The following is a 16,061-nucleotide window of genomic DNA, read 5'->3' as shown; positions in this document are numbered from 1 at the left end:
CCGCGGGGGGCTGTCCGCCCCCTCGACCCCGGACCAGCCAGGGGCTGGACCCAGGGTTGAAAAACTGCGCTCCGCGCAGTTTTTCAAACAGGCCGACGAAGAAGCCGGGGTGCCAGCCGAACCAACAGCGCGGCTGTTTTGGTGGGGAACGTCGTTGCCAGTCTTGACCGGGCCTGTTCGACGAACTGCGCGGAGCGCAGTTCGTCGAGCTTGGGTCCAGCCCCTGGCTGGTCCGGGTGCAGGGGCGGACAGCCCCTGCTGGGGCCTGGGGCAAAGCCCCAGACGCTAGCGGCGCCGGTTCTCGACGAGCGAGACCACGAAGTCGAGGCCCCCGCGCACACGCTCGGGCAGGACGCCGTCGATCCGCTTGCCCAGGCTGTGCTCGAACTTTGCGCGCTCCTCGCGGAGCTCGTCGAGGGCGCGCGCGAGTTCCTGCTTCGCAGCTTCAAGCGCACCCTTCACCGCCTCGTGCTCGCGTCTTTCAGCCTCGAGCGCGCCCCTCGCAGACTCGTGCTCACGCCTTTCAGCTTCGAGCACGCGCCTCAAAGACGCGTGCTCACGCCTTTCAGCTTCGAGCGCACCCCTCACAGACTCGTGCTCACGCCTTTCAGCTTCGAGCACGCGCCTCAAAGACTCGTGCTCACGCCTTTCAGCTTCGAGCGCGCCCCTCACAGACTCGTGCTCACGCCTTTCAGCTTCGAGCGCGCCCCTCGCAGCCTCGTGCTCACGCCTTCCCGCTTCGACCTCGCCCTTCGCCACCTCGGTCTCTCGTTCCTTTTCCGAGAGCGCCCCCTGCAGCGACGCGACCTCCTTGCGGAGCGCCTCGATCTCCTCCTTCGACGGCCCCTCGACGACCGCCGCCGCAGGCTCCGCGGCCGGCGGCTCCGGCGCCGCGGCCACCTCGACGACCGCGGCGCGCATCACCTCGCCCTCGGTCGTCCCGATCCAGACCGACGTCGCCCCCTTCGTCGTCGTCACCAAGAGCACCCGCGGCCGGCCTTTTCCGCCCGCCGCCGTCGTGCTCACCGGCACCTTTGGCCCCTCGCTCGGCGCGGCCAGCGACGCCGCCTCGTACAGCGCGAGCTTCCCGCTCGCGAACGCCACGATCACGCTCGTGTCCGTCACCGCGACATCTGCGATCGGCGCGTCCAGCGTGACGAGTGACGCCTCCGCGCGCTCCCCATCCCGCATCACCACGCAAAGCCCCGCGCTGCCGCGCTTGTACACCACGCAGGACACGCGGCCTCCGCGCACCTGATCGAACTCCGCCGCCTCCGCCGGCAACGTCACCCGCGCGCTCGGCCCGCGCTCCGGCGCCGTGCCCGGATACACGCGAAGCTGCCCGCCGCCTTCCCCCTCGGCCAGCAGGTACGTCACGCCGTCCCCCACGTCCCCCGCGCGCATGCGCCCCGGAACCTCGACCGGCCGCGCGCCCACCTCACCACGACCGAGCGAGAGCGTGAGCACCTTGCCCTCGTCGCTGATCGCGAGCGCGCCTTCTCCGGAGGGACGCGCGAGCAGCATCCGCATGTCGCGTACGATCTCGCGCACCCGGTACGGATCGGCGAGCGGCACGGACCACACCGTGCCCTCCTTGTCGCGCACGAGCGCCACGTCTTTCGACAGCAGCGCCACCTCCTGCGCGGTGATGCGAGGCAGATCGATCGCGTCTCCGCTCGTCGCCGCCACGGGCGTGACCGCCATGCGGGCTGGCCTCGACGTCAAAAACGCGACGAGGCCCGGGCCCCCGAGCCATGCGCAGGCCGAGGCGCCTGCGCCGAGATCGAGGATCTTGCGCGGAGAATCGAGGTGCGAAGTCGACATGGCCCGGAGCGTACCCGAGCCAGACCCGTCTTGTACGTACTACTTGAGCCGCGCGTCACACGTCGCGCAGCGCTTCGGCACGGCGTCCTTGTGGTAGACCTCGCCGCACCGGCCGCAGAGCCGTGCGTCGCGCTCGAACGCGATGAGCTTGCCGCTCGCCTTGCACTTGAGCCCCGCGACCTGCGCCGGCTCGAGCGGCAGCGTCTCGGCCGACCCCTCGTTCGCGTTTTCCAGCGCCCCCGCCGCGATGTCCTCCATCTTCGCCGGGATCCGCTCGCGCGCCTCGCGCAGCACCTTGCCGGCCGCCTCGGGCAGCGCCGCGAGGGAGATCACGATCGACGTCCCCTCCCCCTCCACCGTCAGCGTCCGATCGCCGAGCACGAGCCGGCGCACCGCGTTCCACGCGATCCGCTCGATCTCGTTTCCGCCCTTCTCGACCCCGACGCCCGCGTCGCCCACGCGGATCGGCAGCGCCGCCCGTGGCCCGAACAGCGCCGTCACGAGCAGCACGGCCGCGCCGGCGGCGAGCAGGTACGGCGCGGCTTTGTGCGGCCCGAGCGCCTCGTCGCGCAGCCATTGCCCGTACGTCCCGGCCCCGACGAGCACCGCCGCCACCGAGAACGCGAGCACCGACAGGATCGCCGACGGCGAGCTCTTCGGCTCGAACCGCTTCTCCGTGCGCGGATCCGAGCGGAGCTTCAGCACGACCTCGTCCCGCGAAGGCGCCTTCTTTCCGCCCTTCTTCGTCTTTGCCTCTCCCATCGTCCCTCGCGCTTGCTCTATCGGATGCGCTGCCCGAACGCAAACAGGCAAGGTAGACTCGCATGGCATGCTCGGCCGCCTGGCCACCTACGTCGTGCCCGCGGCCTCGGTGATCGTCACCGCGCTCGTGCTCTTTGGCCCGGGTTCGCCGAACCCCGCGCCCTTCGTGCGGGTGCGCGGCGTGCCCGTGGCCGGCGGCCGGACCCTCGCCCTCCGCCTCGAAGGCGCGCGACGATTGTTCGGCGTGGACGACGTCGCCGCGCTCGAAGGCGTGACCGTCGAGGTCACGAACGCCGGGACGAACCTCGCGCCCGAGACGGTCTCACTCGGCCCGGACGGCGTCGGCGAAGCCTCGATCGAGGCGAACGCGCCGCTCACGGGCCCGCTCGACGTGCGGGTCCTCCAGGGAAAAACGGTCCTCGCCGAGGGGACCGTGCCGCTCCGGCCTCCGCCTCCGAAGGCCGCCCCCGCGCGCGACATCGCGGGCGTTTCGAGCGGTTTTTTCCGCTTCTTCGTGCACGCGCGCCGCGGCCACCTCGTCTCGCCTTTCCCGGAGACGCTCGACGTCGCCGTGGGCCTGCCCGAGCACGCCTCGCCCTATCGCCCGAGCTTCGCGGGCATCACGCTCTCGCTTTCGGGGTCCGGCACGACGATCACGCCCGAGAAAAACGACACCAACGAGCGCGGGGCCGCGTCCTTCACCGTCACGCCGCTCGCGCACCACGTCGAGCTCGTGATCTCCGCCCGGGATCCCGATGGCCACGAAGGCCGCTGGGAAGGCCTCTTGCCCGTGCATCCGGGCGCCATCTGGCTCGACCCCGACCTCCACGCCGGCCTCACGTTCGTCTCGCCCGCCCCGCGCGATCGCGTCTACGCCTCCGTCGTCACCGACGTAGGCCGCATCCTCGGCGCGGTCGTCCCCGTCACCCGCGACGACGTCGGGTTCTTCCGCGGCCGCCTCGACGTCACGCCCCCGGAGGGACCCGCGCAGGTCATCGTCTCCGGCGACCCCGGCGAGCGCGGCGTCGCCACGATTGCCTGGCCCCTCGCGGCACAACCCCCCTCCGCCGCCGCGCCTCGCCTCGAACTCCTCCTCGACGGATCGGCCGCCGCCGAAGCACGCGAACATGCGCGGGCCTCCTCGGCGCGGCGCGCGGCCGTTTTCCTCGTCGCGGTCGCGGCGCTCGCGGAGGTCCTCTTGATCCTCGTGCGGACGCGGGCATCGCAGCGGGACCTCGACACGAACCTCGCTGCGGCCGTCTCGCTCGAAGCGAGCGACGAGGCGGGCGCGCCCATTCCGCCCGAGGATCAACGGCGTATCGTGGCGGCGGCGCGCGAGCGCCATCCGGCGCTCCGCGTCGCGCTCGCCATCACGCTCGTCACGCTCGGGTTTGCGCTCCTCGCGGCATTGTCCACGTTTCGCCGCTGATTCTTGGCACGACTTGCCAACGTCCTCGGAGTCGTGTCTGATCGAGCTTTGCGATTTCCATCCACCCCCACGAGGAATGTGCCGATGGCTCCCAGGCTCGCGTTCGGATTGGTTCTTTTCTTGATGGGCTGCGGCGGCTCGACGCCTTTGCCGGAGACGAAGGAGCCCGCCGCGCCCGCCGCCAAGGTCAACGTCCCGGAGATGCAGCGCAAGGCCACCGTGCGTGTCAAGGCCGAGCTGCCCGAAGACGTGAAGACCGCGTTCGTCGACACGGTAAAGAAGTCGCGCCTCCCGGACGCCGTGGGCACCGCCGGCGTGGGCTGGACCTCGACCGGCAGCGGGTTTTTCCTCAAAGCGCCGGACGGCAAGGGCCTCGTGCTCATCACGAACCGGCACGTCGTGGACAGCGCGCCCAAGGTCACGATCGTCCTCGACGAACACACCTCGCTCAGCGATTGCGAGGTCCTTTATACCGACGACAAGTATGACGTCGCCGTGGTGAAGGTGCCCGAGAGCCTGGCGACGAGCGCCATTGCGGTGGCCACGCTCGCCGACGTCGGCGTGAAGAACGACGAGTCGGTCCAGGCCTCGGGGTATCCGCGCGTCGGCGACCAGCAATCGTACCGCCTCACGAGCGGCACCATCTCGAACGCCGATTTCTCGGTCACGGTGCGCGGCCACAAGTCCTCGTTCCTGCAGCACACGGCCGCGATCGATCCGGGCAACAGCGGCGGCCCCCTCTTCCGCAAAGACTCGCTCGAGGTCATTGGCATCAACACCCTGACGATGCGCTCGAACGACAACCTCTACAGCGCGGTCCCCGCCGCCACGGTGAAGGGCGTGCTCGAGCGCGCCTTCAAGGTGCCGGCGAAGTCGGACGTCCAGGCGACGATCAAGCAGATCCAGACCTCCTGCAAGGAGCTCATGGACGAGCTCAGCATCGGCGGCGAGCCTCCGATCTCCACCGTCGCGCTGGTCTCGGATCGCCTCGTCGCCGACCGCGGCGTGCCCACCTGGGAGCTCCGCTACATCGAGAATGGTCCTCCGCAACGCAACGAGGACACGGGCGAGCTCACCCCGGGCAAACCCAAGGTCAACGAGGAGGCCTTTGGCGAGCTCGTGTCCGCCGTGAAAAAGGGCGACGTGATGGAGCACCTGCGCGGGCTCACGTTCGCGTACCTTTACGTCGATTTGAAGCGTCAGAAGGGCGTCAACGGGGACCCGTGCTCGCGCGTCGTCGAGAAGGACGTGCGTGATTACGACGATCGCGGCTTCGTGCGCGTCGGCATGGATCTCGGCTCGGGCGAGCGCCGGACGATGCGCTTCCGCTTCGAGCAGGGGCACTGGCGCCTCTCCGGATACGAATGAGCTCCGCGCGGTGACGCGCGATTCGATTTGAAGCCCGAACAATCTCCCACCTACCGGCCCGAGATCGACGGTCTCCGGGCAGTCGCCGTGACCAGCGTGGTCCTCTTCCACGCCGATCTCGGGCTCCCGGGCGGGTACGTCGGCGTCGACGTCTTTTTCGTCATCTCCGGCTTCCTCATCACGTCGCTGATCCTCCGGGATCTCCGGGACGACACGTTCCGCCTCGCCGATTTCTGGGAGCGGCGCGCCCGGCGGATCCTGCCTGCGCTCGTGCCGGCCAGCGCCGCCGCGCTCCTCCTGTCGATCGCATTCCTCCCGCCGGACGCGCTCGAAGGCGTCGGCCGCTCGGCCATGTACCTCGCGGCCTTCGCCTCGAACGTGTTTTACCGGAACAACCTCGGCTATTTCTCCGCGCGCGCCGAGGAGCAACCCTTGCTCCACACGTGGTCGCTCGCCGTCGAGGAGCAGTTTTACCTCCTGTTCCCGCCCCTGCTCCTCCTCGCCTTTCGCCTCGTGAAGCGCTCGCACCTGCGCCTCGCGCTCGTCCTCGGGATCACCGCCGCGCTGAGCCTGGCCGCGAGCATCCGCGTCACGCGGATCGACCCACCGTCGGCCTTCTACCTCCTCCCCGCGCGCGCCTTCGAGTTGCTCGCCGGCGCGCTCCTCGCCTTCGTCCCTGCCAAACCCCTCGCGCGCCTCGGCCACGCGCGTGAATTCCTTTCGATCGGCGGCCTCACGCTGATCGCCGCGTGCTGCCTTCTCTTCACCCGGGAAACCCCCTTCCCCGGCGTGGCCGCCGCCGCGCCGTGCCTCGGGGCGCTCCTGTTCCTCCTGGCAAACCTGCGCAGCGTGGCCGGACCGCCGCCCACCTGGAGCGGCCTCGCGCTCGCCTCACGCCCGTTCGTCTTCCTCGGCCTCGTCTCGTATTCGTTTTACCTCTGGCACTGGCCTCCGCTCGCGATTGCCCATTCTTGGAAAGTGGGCGGCGACGCGTGGCTCTTTCGCAGCGCGGTCGTCCTCGGCGCGTTCGTGCTGGCCGTGCTTTCGTGGCGTTTCGTCGAGCAACCTTTCCGCAAACCTCGCCCGCGCCGGAGCCGCGCCTGGGTCGCGGGCGGGGCCGCCGTCGCCATGGGCGCGCTCCTGCTCGGCGGCGCCTCCATTTCCGCGCATGGAGAGATTTCGCAGGTCCCGCCGGCCGCGCTCGGATGGCTCGACGCCAAGATCGACCCGAAATACCTGCACATCGTCGGCCTCGATCGAATGCGCGCGCGGAACCTGCCTTCGATCGGCGTCCGCGACGAGGACAAAGACCCGACGGTCCTCGTCTGGGGCGACAGCCACGCCATGGCCGTCATGTCTGCGATCGATGAGGCGTGCCGCGACGTCGGCTGGAAAGGGCTCGTCGCGACCCACGCCTCGACCGCGCCCGTGCGGGGATATTACGTGCGTGAAACGTATGGCCTCAACGAACGGGCCTTGCCGTACAGCGAGTCCCTCTTCGAGTTGATCCCGACCGCCGGCATCACCGACGTCGTCCTGGTCGCCTACTGGAGCTCGTACTTCCGCGAAGATCCGCCGAGCCACGACCCGCTCGTGAAGGCCCTCCTTTTGACCATCAAGGATCTCCGGGCGCTCGGCGTGCGCGTCTGGTTCCAGCGCGAGGTGCCGAAATACGCGGTCGACGTGCCACAAGAGCTCGCGCGGCGCGCCCTCGTGGGCCTCGCTCCGCCGAGCGGCGAGGTCACGCTGGCGGAGCTTCACGTGCCGAGCCCGATGCAAGCCTTCGAATCGGAGATCGTCGCCGCCGGCGCGACGCTCGTCGACTCCATCGGCGCGCTCTCCACCGCGGAGGGCCTCCCGATCGCGGGCGTCGACGGCCGCTCCCTCTACTGCGACCACCATCACCTCACGCCCGCGGGCGCACGCCGCCTCCTGCCCGCCTACCGCGCCGCATTTGCCGCCGCGACGCAGCCCTGAGACCACGTGCGTCCGCGGAGAATGTCCCGTGATGCCGGGCTTCCCAGGGCGCGCGGACGGGCCCGCCCGCGCCGCGTGGTGCGAGCAGGCTCGACGCGTCTCCGCGTGATACCCTGCGCTCGTGCGCTCCCACGTCCTCGCCGGCTGCTTGCTCCTCGGCTTGCCCTTCGCCGCGACCGTCCTCGCGCCGCCCAGCGCCGAGGCCGCAGACTTCGACCCGTCCGGGCGCAACCGCAAGAAGCCCCCGAAGCCGAACCCGCAGCCCGGCGGCGGGAGCCGGCCCGCGCAGCCGAAGCAGCCGAAGCAGCCGCAGGGCGACGCCGACGCGACGGGCAAAGGCCCGGGGAGCGACGCGCTCATCGCGCGGTACACGGCGATCGTCATCTCGCAGCCGAGCGCGCCGTTCCCGCTCCAGCGGCTCTCGCAGCTCTATCGGGAGCGCGACGGCAACATCAAGAAGCTCGTCGAGGAGTTCGAAAAACGCGCCGCCACGCCGGGCACCGACGCCTGGGCCGCGAAGGTCGCGCTCGCCGGCATCTACAAGCTCGACGGCCGCCCCGAGGACGCCGTCAAGACGTACGAGGCCGCGATCGCCGAGAAGCCGAACGATCCGCAGGCCATCCTCGCCCTCGCGCAGCTCCAGTCCGAGCGCGGCGATAAGTCCGCCTCCCGCGCGAGCTACGAAAAAGCCCTCGCCCTGCTCAAGCCCGGCCCGGACTTCGAGCAGACGACGCGCACGCTCCTCGGGCTTTGCCTCGATCTGAAGGACTTCGAGGCCGCGAAGAAGCACCACGACGCGCTCGTGAAGGCCGCGCAGGGCTCGCTCTTCGTGAAGGCCGAGCTCGGCCGGGAGCTGCTCGCGCGCTCGCTCTACGATCGCGCCGAGGTCGAGTTCCGCGAGCTCGTGAAGGCCGCCGCTGGCGACAACCGCGCCCTCGCGCCGGCGCTCCGCGATCTCGGCCAGGTCCTCGCGCGGCAGAAGAAGACCGAGGAGGCGCTGAGCGTGCTCAAGCGCGCGCTCACGGTCGCGGGCGGCGCGGCCGGCGTGCGCGCCGAGATCCTGGTCATCATGACCGACGCCTTCCGCGCCGAAGGCAAGCTCGCCGAGCTCATCCCGATCCTCGAAGCCGAAAAGGCGCAGGACGCGCAGCGCCTCGCCACGCTGGGCGGCCTCTACGAAGAGACCGGCGACGTCGACAAGGCGATCGCCACGTACCGCAAGGTGCTCGGCATCGACAGCCGCGCGATCGACGTACGCCTGAAGCTCGTGCACCTCCTGCAGACCGCGGGCGAGCTCGACGCGGCGATCAAGGAATACGAGGCGCTCATCAAGGCCGCGCCCGGCAACCCGGACTTCGTCTTCGAGCTCTGCGAGACGCTCATCCAGCGCGGCGATCGCCCGAAGGCGCTGAAGCTCCTGACCGAGCTCGAGGCGCGCGTCGGCAGCGAGCCCGAAATCCTCGCCGCCGTCGCCGACTTCTACGAGCGCGTCGAGGAGAAGGACAAGGCCCTCAAGGTCCTGCAGAAGCTTGCGGCCTCCGGCGGCGCCGACCACACGTACATCGTCGACCTCGGCGATCGCTACTACCAGGCCGGCGACAAGAAAAAGGCGCTGGAGACGTGGGCGCGCATCAAGCAGGTCGTGCCGAACCGCGCGCGGGCGAACTCCCTCCTCGGCGAGGTCTACCTCGACCACGACATGCCACTCGAAGCGCTGAACGCGCTGCGCGAGGCCGTCCAGCTCGAACCGACCAACGTCCGGTACAAGAAAAACCTCGCCGTCGCGATCGAGCGCACGGCCGCGACGCTCGGCAGCGCGGCGCAGCGATACGCCGAGGCGCGCGTGATCTGGGAGGAGCTGCTCGCCGGGGCGCAGAACGACAAACTCCTCGCCCGCGAGGCGCGCACGCACATCGTGAGCCTGTGGTCGCTCGCGCACGAGCTGCCGAGCCGCGTCGCGCCGCTCACCGCGCGCTTCAACGGCACCCCGCCCGACCTCGAAGCCGGCCGGCTGCTCGCCGAGGTGCAGCGCCGCCTGCATCGCCTCGCGGACGCCGAGGCCACGTTGCGCAAGGTCACCGAGCTCGCGCCCGGCGACGAGGAGAGCCTGCTCGCGCTCGAACGGATCCTCGTGCTGGAGCAGAACCTGCTCGGCGCGATCGGCGTCCTCGAAAAGCTCGTCGAGGTGAACCCGAAGCGCGCGCGCGAGTTCTACCAGCGCATGGCCCAGTACGCGGCCGAGCTCTACCGCGACGACGACTCCATCAAGTACGCGGCGCGCGCCGTCGAGCTCTCGCCCGAGGACGCGAACGGCCACCAGAAGCTCGGCGACATGTACCGGCGGCGGCAGGATTTTCCGCACGCGATCGCCGAGTACAGGCAAGCCATCCAGCGGAACGACAGGCTCTTCCCGGTCTACTTCGACCTCGCCGAGCTGCTCCTGTCGAGTGGCCAGGTCGATGAGGCCGACAGGCTCTTCCGCCGCGTCGTGCGCTCCTCGCCCGACGAGGAGCTCGTCTCGCGCGCGGCGCGCATGAGCATGCAGATCAACCTCGGCAAGAACTCGCTCGAATCACTCGAGCGCGAGCTCTTGCCCGTCGCCGTCGGCAACCCGCAGAAGGGCATCTACCGGCGCCTGCTCGTCGAGCTTTACGGCGCGATGACGCTGCCGCTCGTGCAGAAGGTGCGCCACGAGGGCGGCACGTCGCCCGCGGCAAGGGCAGCGCGCGCGGAGCTCGGGAAGATCGGCGCGCGTGCGATCAAGCCGCTGCTCGACGCGCTCGCCGACGACAAGGAGTCGCAGCAGAAGATCGCGATCGAGGTCCTCGCGTACGTCGAGAACAAGAGCGCCGGCCCGGCCCTCTACAACTACGCGACAGGCCAGGCCGACAAGAGCCTGCGCGTGCGGGCCATGATCGCCTGCGGCGCCCTGCGCGACCCGTCAATCCTGCCGCGGTACGAGCAGATGCTCGCGCCGAAGGACACGGGCGCGGCCCTCCTGCCGAGCGACTCCATCGCCGTCGCCGCGGCCTGGGGCGTGGCGCGCATGGGCGACAAGAAGGCCGAACCTTTGCTGGTCAAACTTCTCGGCTCGACCTCGCCGGAGGTGCGCGGCGTCGCGGCCCTCGGCCTCGGGCTCACGCACGACAAGAAGTACACGCCCGCGCTCGTGGCCCTCGCCCGCGCGCCCGAGGCCGGCGCCACCGCGCGCGCCGCCGCCGTGCACGCGCTCGCGGAGCTCGGCGCCTCGCAGAGCGACAACCTCCACATGCTCGTCGCGCTCGCCGACACGAACGAGCCGGTCCTCCGGCAAGCGGCCCTCGTCGCCCTCGCGCGCCTCGCGCCGAAAGGCGACGCCGCGCAGAGCGCCTCGGCCGAGAACGCCCTCGCGTCGAGCCTGTTCGCGACCGACGAGTCGATGCGCCGCACCGCCGTCGCGGCCGCGACTGCCCTCGCCACGAAAAACTTCTCCCGCACGGGCGAGGCGCTGCCCGTGCCCGATGGTCCGCTCTCCATGAAGGAGATCCTCGCGGGCCTCGGCCCGGACGCGGCGCGCGTCGCGGGAGCCCGCGCCCGCGCGCTCGTCGCGCTCGCGCCCTCGCTCGAACGAGCTGCCGTGGCCGCAGCCTCGACCTCGCCCGATCGCGCGCGCGTCGTCGCGGACGCGCTGCTCGCGAACGACGCTGAACTCTCCCTCGCGCCGCTCCTCGGCCCCGACGACAAACTCGACCCCGAATCGGCGCGCGCGACCTCGGCCGCGATCGAGCGCATCGCCGCGGCCGTCGTGCCTGCGTTCGTCGCGCTCGTCCGCCATCCGGCGCTCGAGGTCCGCACGCGCGCGGTCGAGCTCCTCGCACGGAGGCCCGAAAAGGAGGCGCAGGACGCCGTGATCGACGCGCTCTCCGATCCCGAGGAGAGCGTGCGACGGGCAGCGCTCGCCGCGCTCGGCCGGGTCAAACACCCGGCCACCATTGCCGCCGTCGCGCGCCTCGGCCGTGAAGCGCCGAGCTGGCCGCTCCGCGTGCGCGCCGCCGAAGCGCTCGGCCGCCTCGGCGCGGGCGCGACGGGCCGGGTCGCGTTCGAGACCCTCACCACGATCGCGCAAGAGGACCCGTATGCCCTCGTGCGCGAGGCCGCAGCCCTCTCGATGGCCTCGCTCGATCGCGCCGCCGCCGAGCCCATCCTGCGCAAGCTCTCCGCGAGCGACCCGGAGCCCCGCATCCGCAAGACGGCCGCGGACCTGCTCGGCGGCAAAGCCACGAACTGAGGGACGGAGTCGTTTCCGTCCCGTCAAACGCGTTCCGGGATCGGGCCTCCCATGTTGAGGATCTCGACCCGCACCAACGCGCCTGCCTCGACGAGCGCGCGTTTCGTCTCGGCGTCGTCCTCCACCACGACATGCGTGACGTCTTGCTCCGGCGGCGCATGCGCGCGGACGGCTTCGAGCAGCGGCCGCGCGAGCGTCGGCCTGGCCACGCGGAACGGGAATGACCCCGGGTAGCTCGGATGGAAGCACGCGATCCCGAGCCGCGCCTCGTCCGGCCGGGCCGCATCGACGAGGCGCAGGAGCACCGCCCCTGCCCGCGCGCGGTTCAGCGCGATCGTACCGAGGGGCAGGCCAAAGGCCGCCTCCAGCGCGGCGTCCTCGTGCGGCTCGACCCTCCGCGCCATGATCCCCTCCTCGCCGCCTGGCAAGCGCGAAAGCACGTCCCAGCCGAGCCGCATCGCCGTGGACGCGTAGTTCCTGGTCATGCCGACGGACGAATACAGCGCGATCGCGACGACGTTGCCGACCTTCACGTTGAGGCACCAGCGCGAGCACCCGGCCGCGCGGAATCGCTCGGCGCTCGCCCGCAGCAGCGAGCGCCCTCCGCCTTTGCCGCGTGCCTCGGGCGCGACCACCACGTGACGCACGTAGCCCGTCTCCTTCAGGGCCACGACGTACGCATACCCCGCGATGTCGCCGCCTCGCTCCAGGATCAGGGTATGCGGCATGAGATCGCCGGCCCATGCCTCGCGCGGCAGCGTGGGATCATCGACGCCGAGCTCTGGAAGCAGACGCGCGTAAACGTCGTAGTCGGCCGCTGTCGCGGGCCTCGACGTGAACACCTCGTGCATGGGTCGGGAACGTACCATGGCAGAACGGCCACGCCCTCCGCACGCCCTCGTCAGGCAGCCTTGCGCGCGCCTCGCGCCTCGGCCGCGAGCTCGCGGATCTCCGGCTGCTCGACGTCCCAGCCGCGCAGGAGCACGGCGGCGCGCATCCAGCTCATGTGCCGCCGTTCGTCCTCGAAGTTCGCCGCGACGAGCGCGCGGATCTCCTCCGGCAGCCCCGCTCGCAATGCCGACGCGTACGCGTTGTTCGAGAGCTCCTCGTTGCCGCGCATCACCAGCACCGCCGTTCGATCCTCCTGCGCGGCGAGCGTGGTGAAGGCCCGGATGATCTCGCCCTTCGCATCGAGCTCGCGCGGCGGCTCGGCGAAAGCCCGCCGGACGTGCTCGCCAAGCTCGGCGACGTGCCTCAGGTGGTCCTCCCGGAACGCGGCGAACGTCCCTTGGATCTCCTCGTCCCGCGAGACCCCGCGCGCGACCTCGTAGGCCGCGGAGCACGCGAGATCGAGCGCGATGAGCTCGTTCAGACACTGGAGGATCTTCTCGTCCATGTCCGCCTCTTCCCTTTCGTCCCGTGGAGGGCGCCGCGCCCTCGGGGGCTACGTGGCGAGGCCCCCTGTCCACCGCAAGCGCCGCGCGGCCCGGGGAGGTTTTTCCTGCCAGACGTGGCCCCGAGCGCGCGCGCCCAGGCGAACCCCGAGCGCCCAAGTCACCCTCCCCCGGGCGGCTTGCGCTCCCCCCTCCCTGTCTGCTACATGGCGCCCCCTATCCATCACCGCGCGAGTGATCTCGCGCAACACGGAGGTAACGACATGGCACGCAAGGCACCGCTCGCGATCGTGAAGGAGAAGTTCAGCGAGAAGGCGAAGCTCGTCGAGGCGGTCAAGGGCTTCATGACGGAGGACCTGTGGGTCGGCCGCACGAGCTCGGACCGCGGCGGCGACAAGGGCCTCGATCACGTCTCGAACGCCAAGCTCCTGCGCCTCCACGCCACGTTCTCCGAGGTCAAGGAGAAGTTCGGCACCCGGGCGAAGCTCATCGACGCGATCTTGACGGCCGAGAACCGGTTGAAGGACGCGGGGTACAAGAAGCGCCTCGAGGCCTACCCCGTCCCGCGCCTCTACGACCACTACAAGGCCGCTTCCAAGCGCGCCAAGGCCGCCACGGCCACCAAGGCCTGACCCACCCCTCCCAGCACCTCCTTCCGCCCCTTCTCCCGTCCGTCTGTCCCGTCCTCGCGGCCCCCCACCCCACCCTTGAAGGTTCGGCCTTCCTGGCGTATTGAGCCGCAGCACGGACGTACCGGAAGACCGACGTCCACCGCACAGCATTTCACGCTCAAAGCCGCCCCTGGTTTCCTCGCGCGCTGCGAGGAAGCTCTGCCCCGAACAGCACGTCGCGCAAGGGCCATGGCCCTCGGGTCCCAAGGGAGACGAAGACGTTGACCAGCAGCCATCACGACACTGACACCGACGCGTGGAGCACCGACGACGCGAAGGCCCTTTACATGATCGACCGCTGGGGCCGCGGCTACTTCGACGTGAACCCCACAGGGAACATCACGGCGGCGCCCCTGCAGGAGCGTGGTCGCAAGATCGCCCTCATCGACGTCGTCGAAGAGGCGCGTGAGCAGGGCCTGCGCACGCCGCTCCTGATCCGCTTCCAGGATCTCTTGCACCACCGCGTGCGCACGCTGAACGAAGCGTTCAACCGCGCCATCTCCGACCTCAAGTTCCGCGGCACCTACCGCGGCGTGTTCCCCATCAAGGTGAACCAGCTCAAGGAGGTCGTGGAGGAGATCCTCGAAGCGGGTCGGACCTACCATTACGGCCTCGAGGTCGGCTCGAAGCCCGAGCTCTTCGCGGGGCTCAGCGTCCACACCGACAACGAGTCGCTCATCGTCTGCAACGGCTACAAGGACGAGAACTTCATCCGCACCGCGATGATCGGCCGCAAGCTCGGCAAGAAGGTCATCCTCGTCGCGGAGAAGCTCTCCGAGGTGCGGACGATCGTTCGTGTTGCAAAGGAAATGAACGTGGAGCCGATGCTCGGCCTGCGCGTCCGGCTCATGACGCAAGGCGCCGGCAAGTGGGCCGAGAGCGGCGGCGAGCACGCGAAGTTCGGCCTGTCCACGGCCGAGATCCTCGCGGCCTGCGCGATCCTCGCGGAGGCGGGCATGAGCTCGGCGTTCAAGCTCCTGCACTTCCACATCGGCTCGCAGGTCCCGGACATCCTCGTCATCAAGCGCGCGGTGCGCGAGGCGGCGCGGCACTACGCGAAGCTGCGCAAGATGGGGCACCGCATCGAGTACATGGACGTCGGCGGCGGCCTCGCGATCGACTACGACGGCTCGCGATCGACGTTTCATTCGTCGATGAACTACTCCGTGGAGGAGTACGCGCGCGACATCGTCTTCAACATCGCGGACATCTGCGACGACGAGAAGGTCCCGCACCCGAACATCGTGAGCGAGTCGGGGCGCGCGATCGTCGCGCACCACTCGGTGCTCGTGGTGCAAGCGTTCGGCTCGATCGAGAAGACCCCGGAGGCGCCGATCGACATCCAGACGGAGGAGCACAAGCTCATCCGGAACGTGCTCGACACGCGCGACAGCCTCTCCGTCCAGAACCTCGCCGAGTCGTGGCACGACATCCTCCAGGTGAAGGAGGAGTCGCAGAAGATGTTCGAGCTCGGCCTCTTGAACCTCGACGTGAAGGCGCGGGTAGAGGCCCTCTTCTGGGAGACCGCCGAGCGCATGCAAAAGCTCATCGCCGCGCTCGATCCCGCGGAGATCCCGGAAGACGTCGTCGAGCTACGAAACAAGCTCGCCGACCAGTACATCTGCAACTTCTCGGTGTTCCAGTCGTTGCTCGATCACTGGGCGCTCGGCGCGCTCTTCCCGGTCGTGCCGATCCACCGGCTGCACGAGCGGCCGGGCGCGGAGAGCACGCTCGTCGACATCACGTGCGACTCGGAGGGCAAGGTCTCGAAGTTCATCGACCTCTCCGACGTGAAGGAGACGTTGCCGCTCCACGCGCTGCGCGGCGACGAGCCGTATTACCTCGGCATCTTCCTCACCGGCGCCTACCAGGACATCATGGGCGACATCCACAACCTGTTCGGCCGGGTGAACGAGGTGCACGTCTTCCTCGATGACGACGAGGAGTGCGGCTACTACATCGAGGAGACGATCGCGGGGAACCAGATCCGCGAGGTCCTCGCGATGACGCAGTACGACACGCAGAGCCTCATCGCGAAGGTGAAGGCCCAGGTCGACGGCGCGATCAAGCAGGACCTCCTCAAGCCCACCGAGGGCATGCGCCTGCTCGCCGATTACGAGCGTGGCCTCAAGGATCAGACCTACCTGAGCTTCTGACGCAGCGCCGGGGTTTCACCCCGGACCCCGACCAGGGGTTGTCCACCCCTGGACCCGGACCAGGCACGGCCTGGACCGAGGATGGAAGAACTGCGCAATGCGCAGTTCTTCCAGCCGCCAGGAGGGTTGCCTGTTGAAACGCCAGCGCTGCTGACTTCATTGGCAGTCTTGACCCGGCCTGTGCGATGAACTGCGCACCGCGCAGTTCATCGT

10 protein-coding genes are annotated in these 16,061 nt (G+C 69.8%); 6 read left to right on the top strand and 4 right to left on the bottom strand.

Going from position 1 to position 16,061, the window contains the following annotated elements:
- Positions 1-285: 285 nt before the first annotated feature.
- Complete coding sequence (locus tag QHF89_RS42160) at positions 286-1,824, bottom strand: hypothetical protein (protein ID WP_136968365.1); 1,539 nt, start codon at positions 1,822-1,824, stop codon at positions 286-288.
- A 39-nt stretch (positions 1,825-1,863) separates the two neighbouring features.
- Positions 1,864-2,586 (bottom strand): hypothetical protein, encoded by a 723-nt coding sequence (locus tag QHF89_RS42155; RefSeq protein ID WP_136968364.1) that lies wholly within the window; start codon positions 2,584-2,586, stop codon positions 1,864-1,866.
- Between the two features lie 67 nt (positions 2,587-2,653).
- Here QHF89_RS42155 and QHF89_RS42150 point away from each other — a divergent pair, with 67 nt between their 5' ends.
- The 4 genes from QHF89_RS42150 (at position 2,654) to QHF89_RS42135 (ending at position 11,627) form a co-directional block, all read left to right on the top strand.
- A complete protein-coding gene (locus tag QHF89_RS42150; protein WP_136968363.1) occupies positions 2,654-4,015 on the top strand; it encodes a hypothetical protein in 1,362 nt (453 codons plus the stop codon).
- An 84-nt stretch (positions 4,016-4,099) separates the two neighbouring features.
- Positions 4,100-5,383 (top strand): S1C family serine protease, encoded by a 1,284-nt coding sequence (locus tag QHF89_RS42145; RefSeq protein WP_136968362.1) that lies wholly within the window; start codon positions 4,100-4,102, stop codon positions 5,381-5,383.
- Positions 5,384-5,410: 27 nt separating this feature from the next.
- Complete coding sequence (locus QHF89_RS42140; protein WP_136968361.1) at positions 5,411-7,360, top strand: acyltransferase family protein; 1,950 nt, start codon at positions 5,411-5,413, stop codon at positions 7,358-7,360.
- Between the two features lie 121 nt (positions 7,361-7,481).
- Positions 7,482-11,627, top strand: coding sequence for a HEAT repeat domain-containing protein (locus tag QHF89_RS42135; protein WP_136968360.1), 4,146 nt, complete (start codon positions 7,482-7,484; stop codon positions 11,625-11,627).
- Positions 11,628-11,650: 23 nt separating this feature from the next.
- Here the strand turns inward: QHF89_RS42135 and QHF89_RS42130 are convergent, their stop codons facing one another.
- Complete coding sequence (locus tag QHF89_RS42130; RefSeq protein ID WP_284721641.1) at positions 11,651-12,478, bottom strand: GNAT family N-acetyltransferase; 828 nt, start codon at positions 12,476-12,478, stop codon at positions 11,651-11,653.
- 50 nt (positions 12,479-12,528) lie between these two features.
- Positions 12,529-13,023, bottom strand: coding sequence for a ferritin-like domain-containing protein (locus QHF89_RS42125; RefSeq protein ID WP_136968358.1), 495 nt, complete (start codon positions 13,021-13,023; stop codon positions 12,529-12,531).
- Between the two features lie 261 nt (positions 13,024-13,284).
- On the opposite strand from QHF89_RS42125, the gene QHF89_RS42120 reads away from it, so the two are divergent.
- Positions 13,285-13,653, top strand: coding sequence for a hypothetical protein (locus tag QHF89_RS42120; RefSeq protein ID WP_136968357.1), 369 nt, complete (start codon positions 13,285-13,287; stop codon positions 13,651-13,653).
- Between the two features lie 260 nt (positions 13,654-13,913).
- The gene (speA, locus tag QHF89_RS42115) at positions 13,914-15,848 is read left to right on the top strand and encodes a biosynthetic arginine decarboxylase (protein ID WP_232379847.1); all 1,935 of its coding nucleotides are present in this window, start codon (positions 13,914-13,916) and stop codon (positions 15,846-15,848) included.
- The last annotated feature ends 213 nt before the right edge of the window (positions 15,849-16,061 follow it).

The organism is Polyangium sorediatum (assembly GCF_029946465.1).
Lineage (GTDB): Bacteria > Myxococcota_A > Polyangia > Polyangiales > Polyangiaceae > Polyangium > Polyangium fumosum.
The sequence above is the reverse complement of the archived record's forward strand: the minus strand, read 5'-3'. Positions and strand labels throughout refer to the sequence as shown.

Excerpts from the sequence above, each read along its gene's own strand:
- QHF89_RS42160 (WP_136968365.1), bottom strand. The coding sequence starts at position 1,824 with ATGTCGACTTCGCACCTCGATTCTCCGCGCAAGATCCTCGATCTCGGC.
- QHF89_RS42155 (WP_136968364.1), bottom strand. The coding sequence starts at position 2,586 with ATGGGAGAGGCAAAGACGAAGAAGGGCGGAAAGAAGGCGCCTTCGCGG.
- QHF89_RS42150 (WP_136968363.1), top strand. The coding sequence starts at position 2,654 with ATGCTCGGCCGCCTGGCCACCTACGTCGTGCCCGCGGCCTCGGTGATC.
- QHF89_RS42145 (WP_136968362.1), top strand. The coding sequence starts at position 4,100 with ATGGCTCCCAGGCTCGCGTTCGGATTGGTTCTTTTCTTGATGGGCTGC.
- QHF89_RS42130 (WP_284721641.1), bottom strand. The coding sequence starts at position 12,478 with ATGCACGAGGTGTTCACGTCGAGGCCCGCGACAGCGGCCGACTACGAC.
- QHF89_RS42125 (WP_136968358.1), bottom strand. The coding sequence starts at position 13,023 with ATGGACGAGAAGATCCTCCAGTGTCTGAACGAGCTCATCGCGCTCGAT.
- QHF89_RS42120 (WP_136968357.1), top strand. The coding sequence starts at position 13,285 with ATGGCACGCAAGGCACCGCTCGCGATCGTGAAGGAGAAGTTCAGCGAG.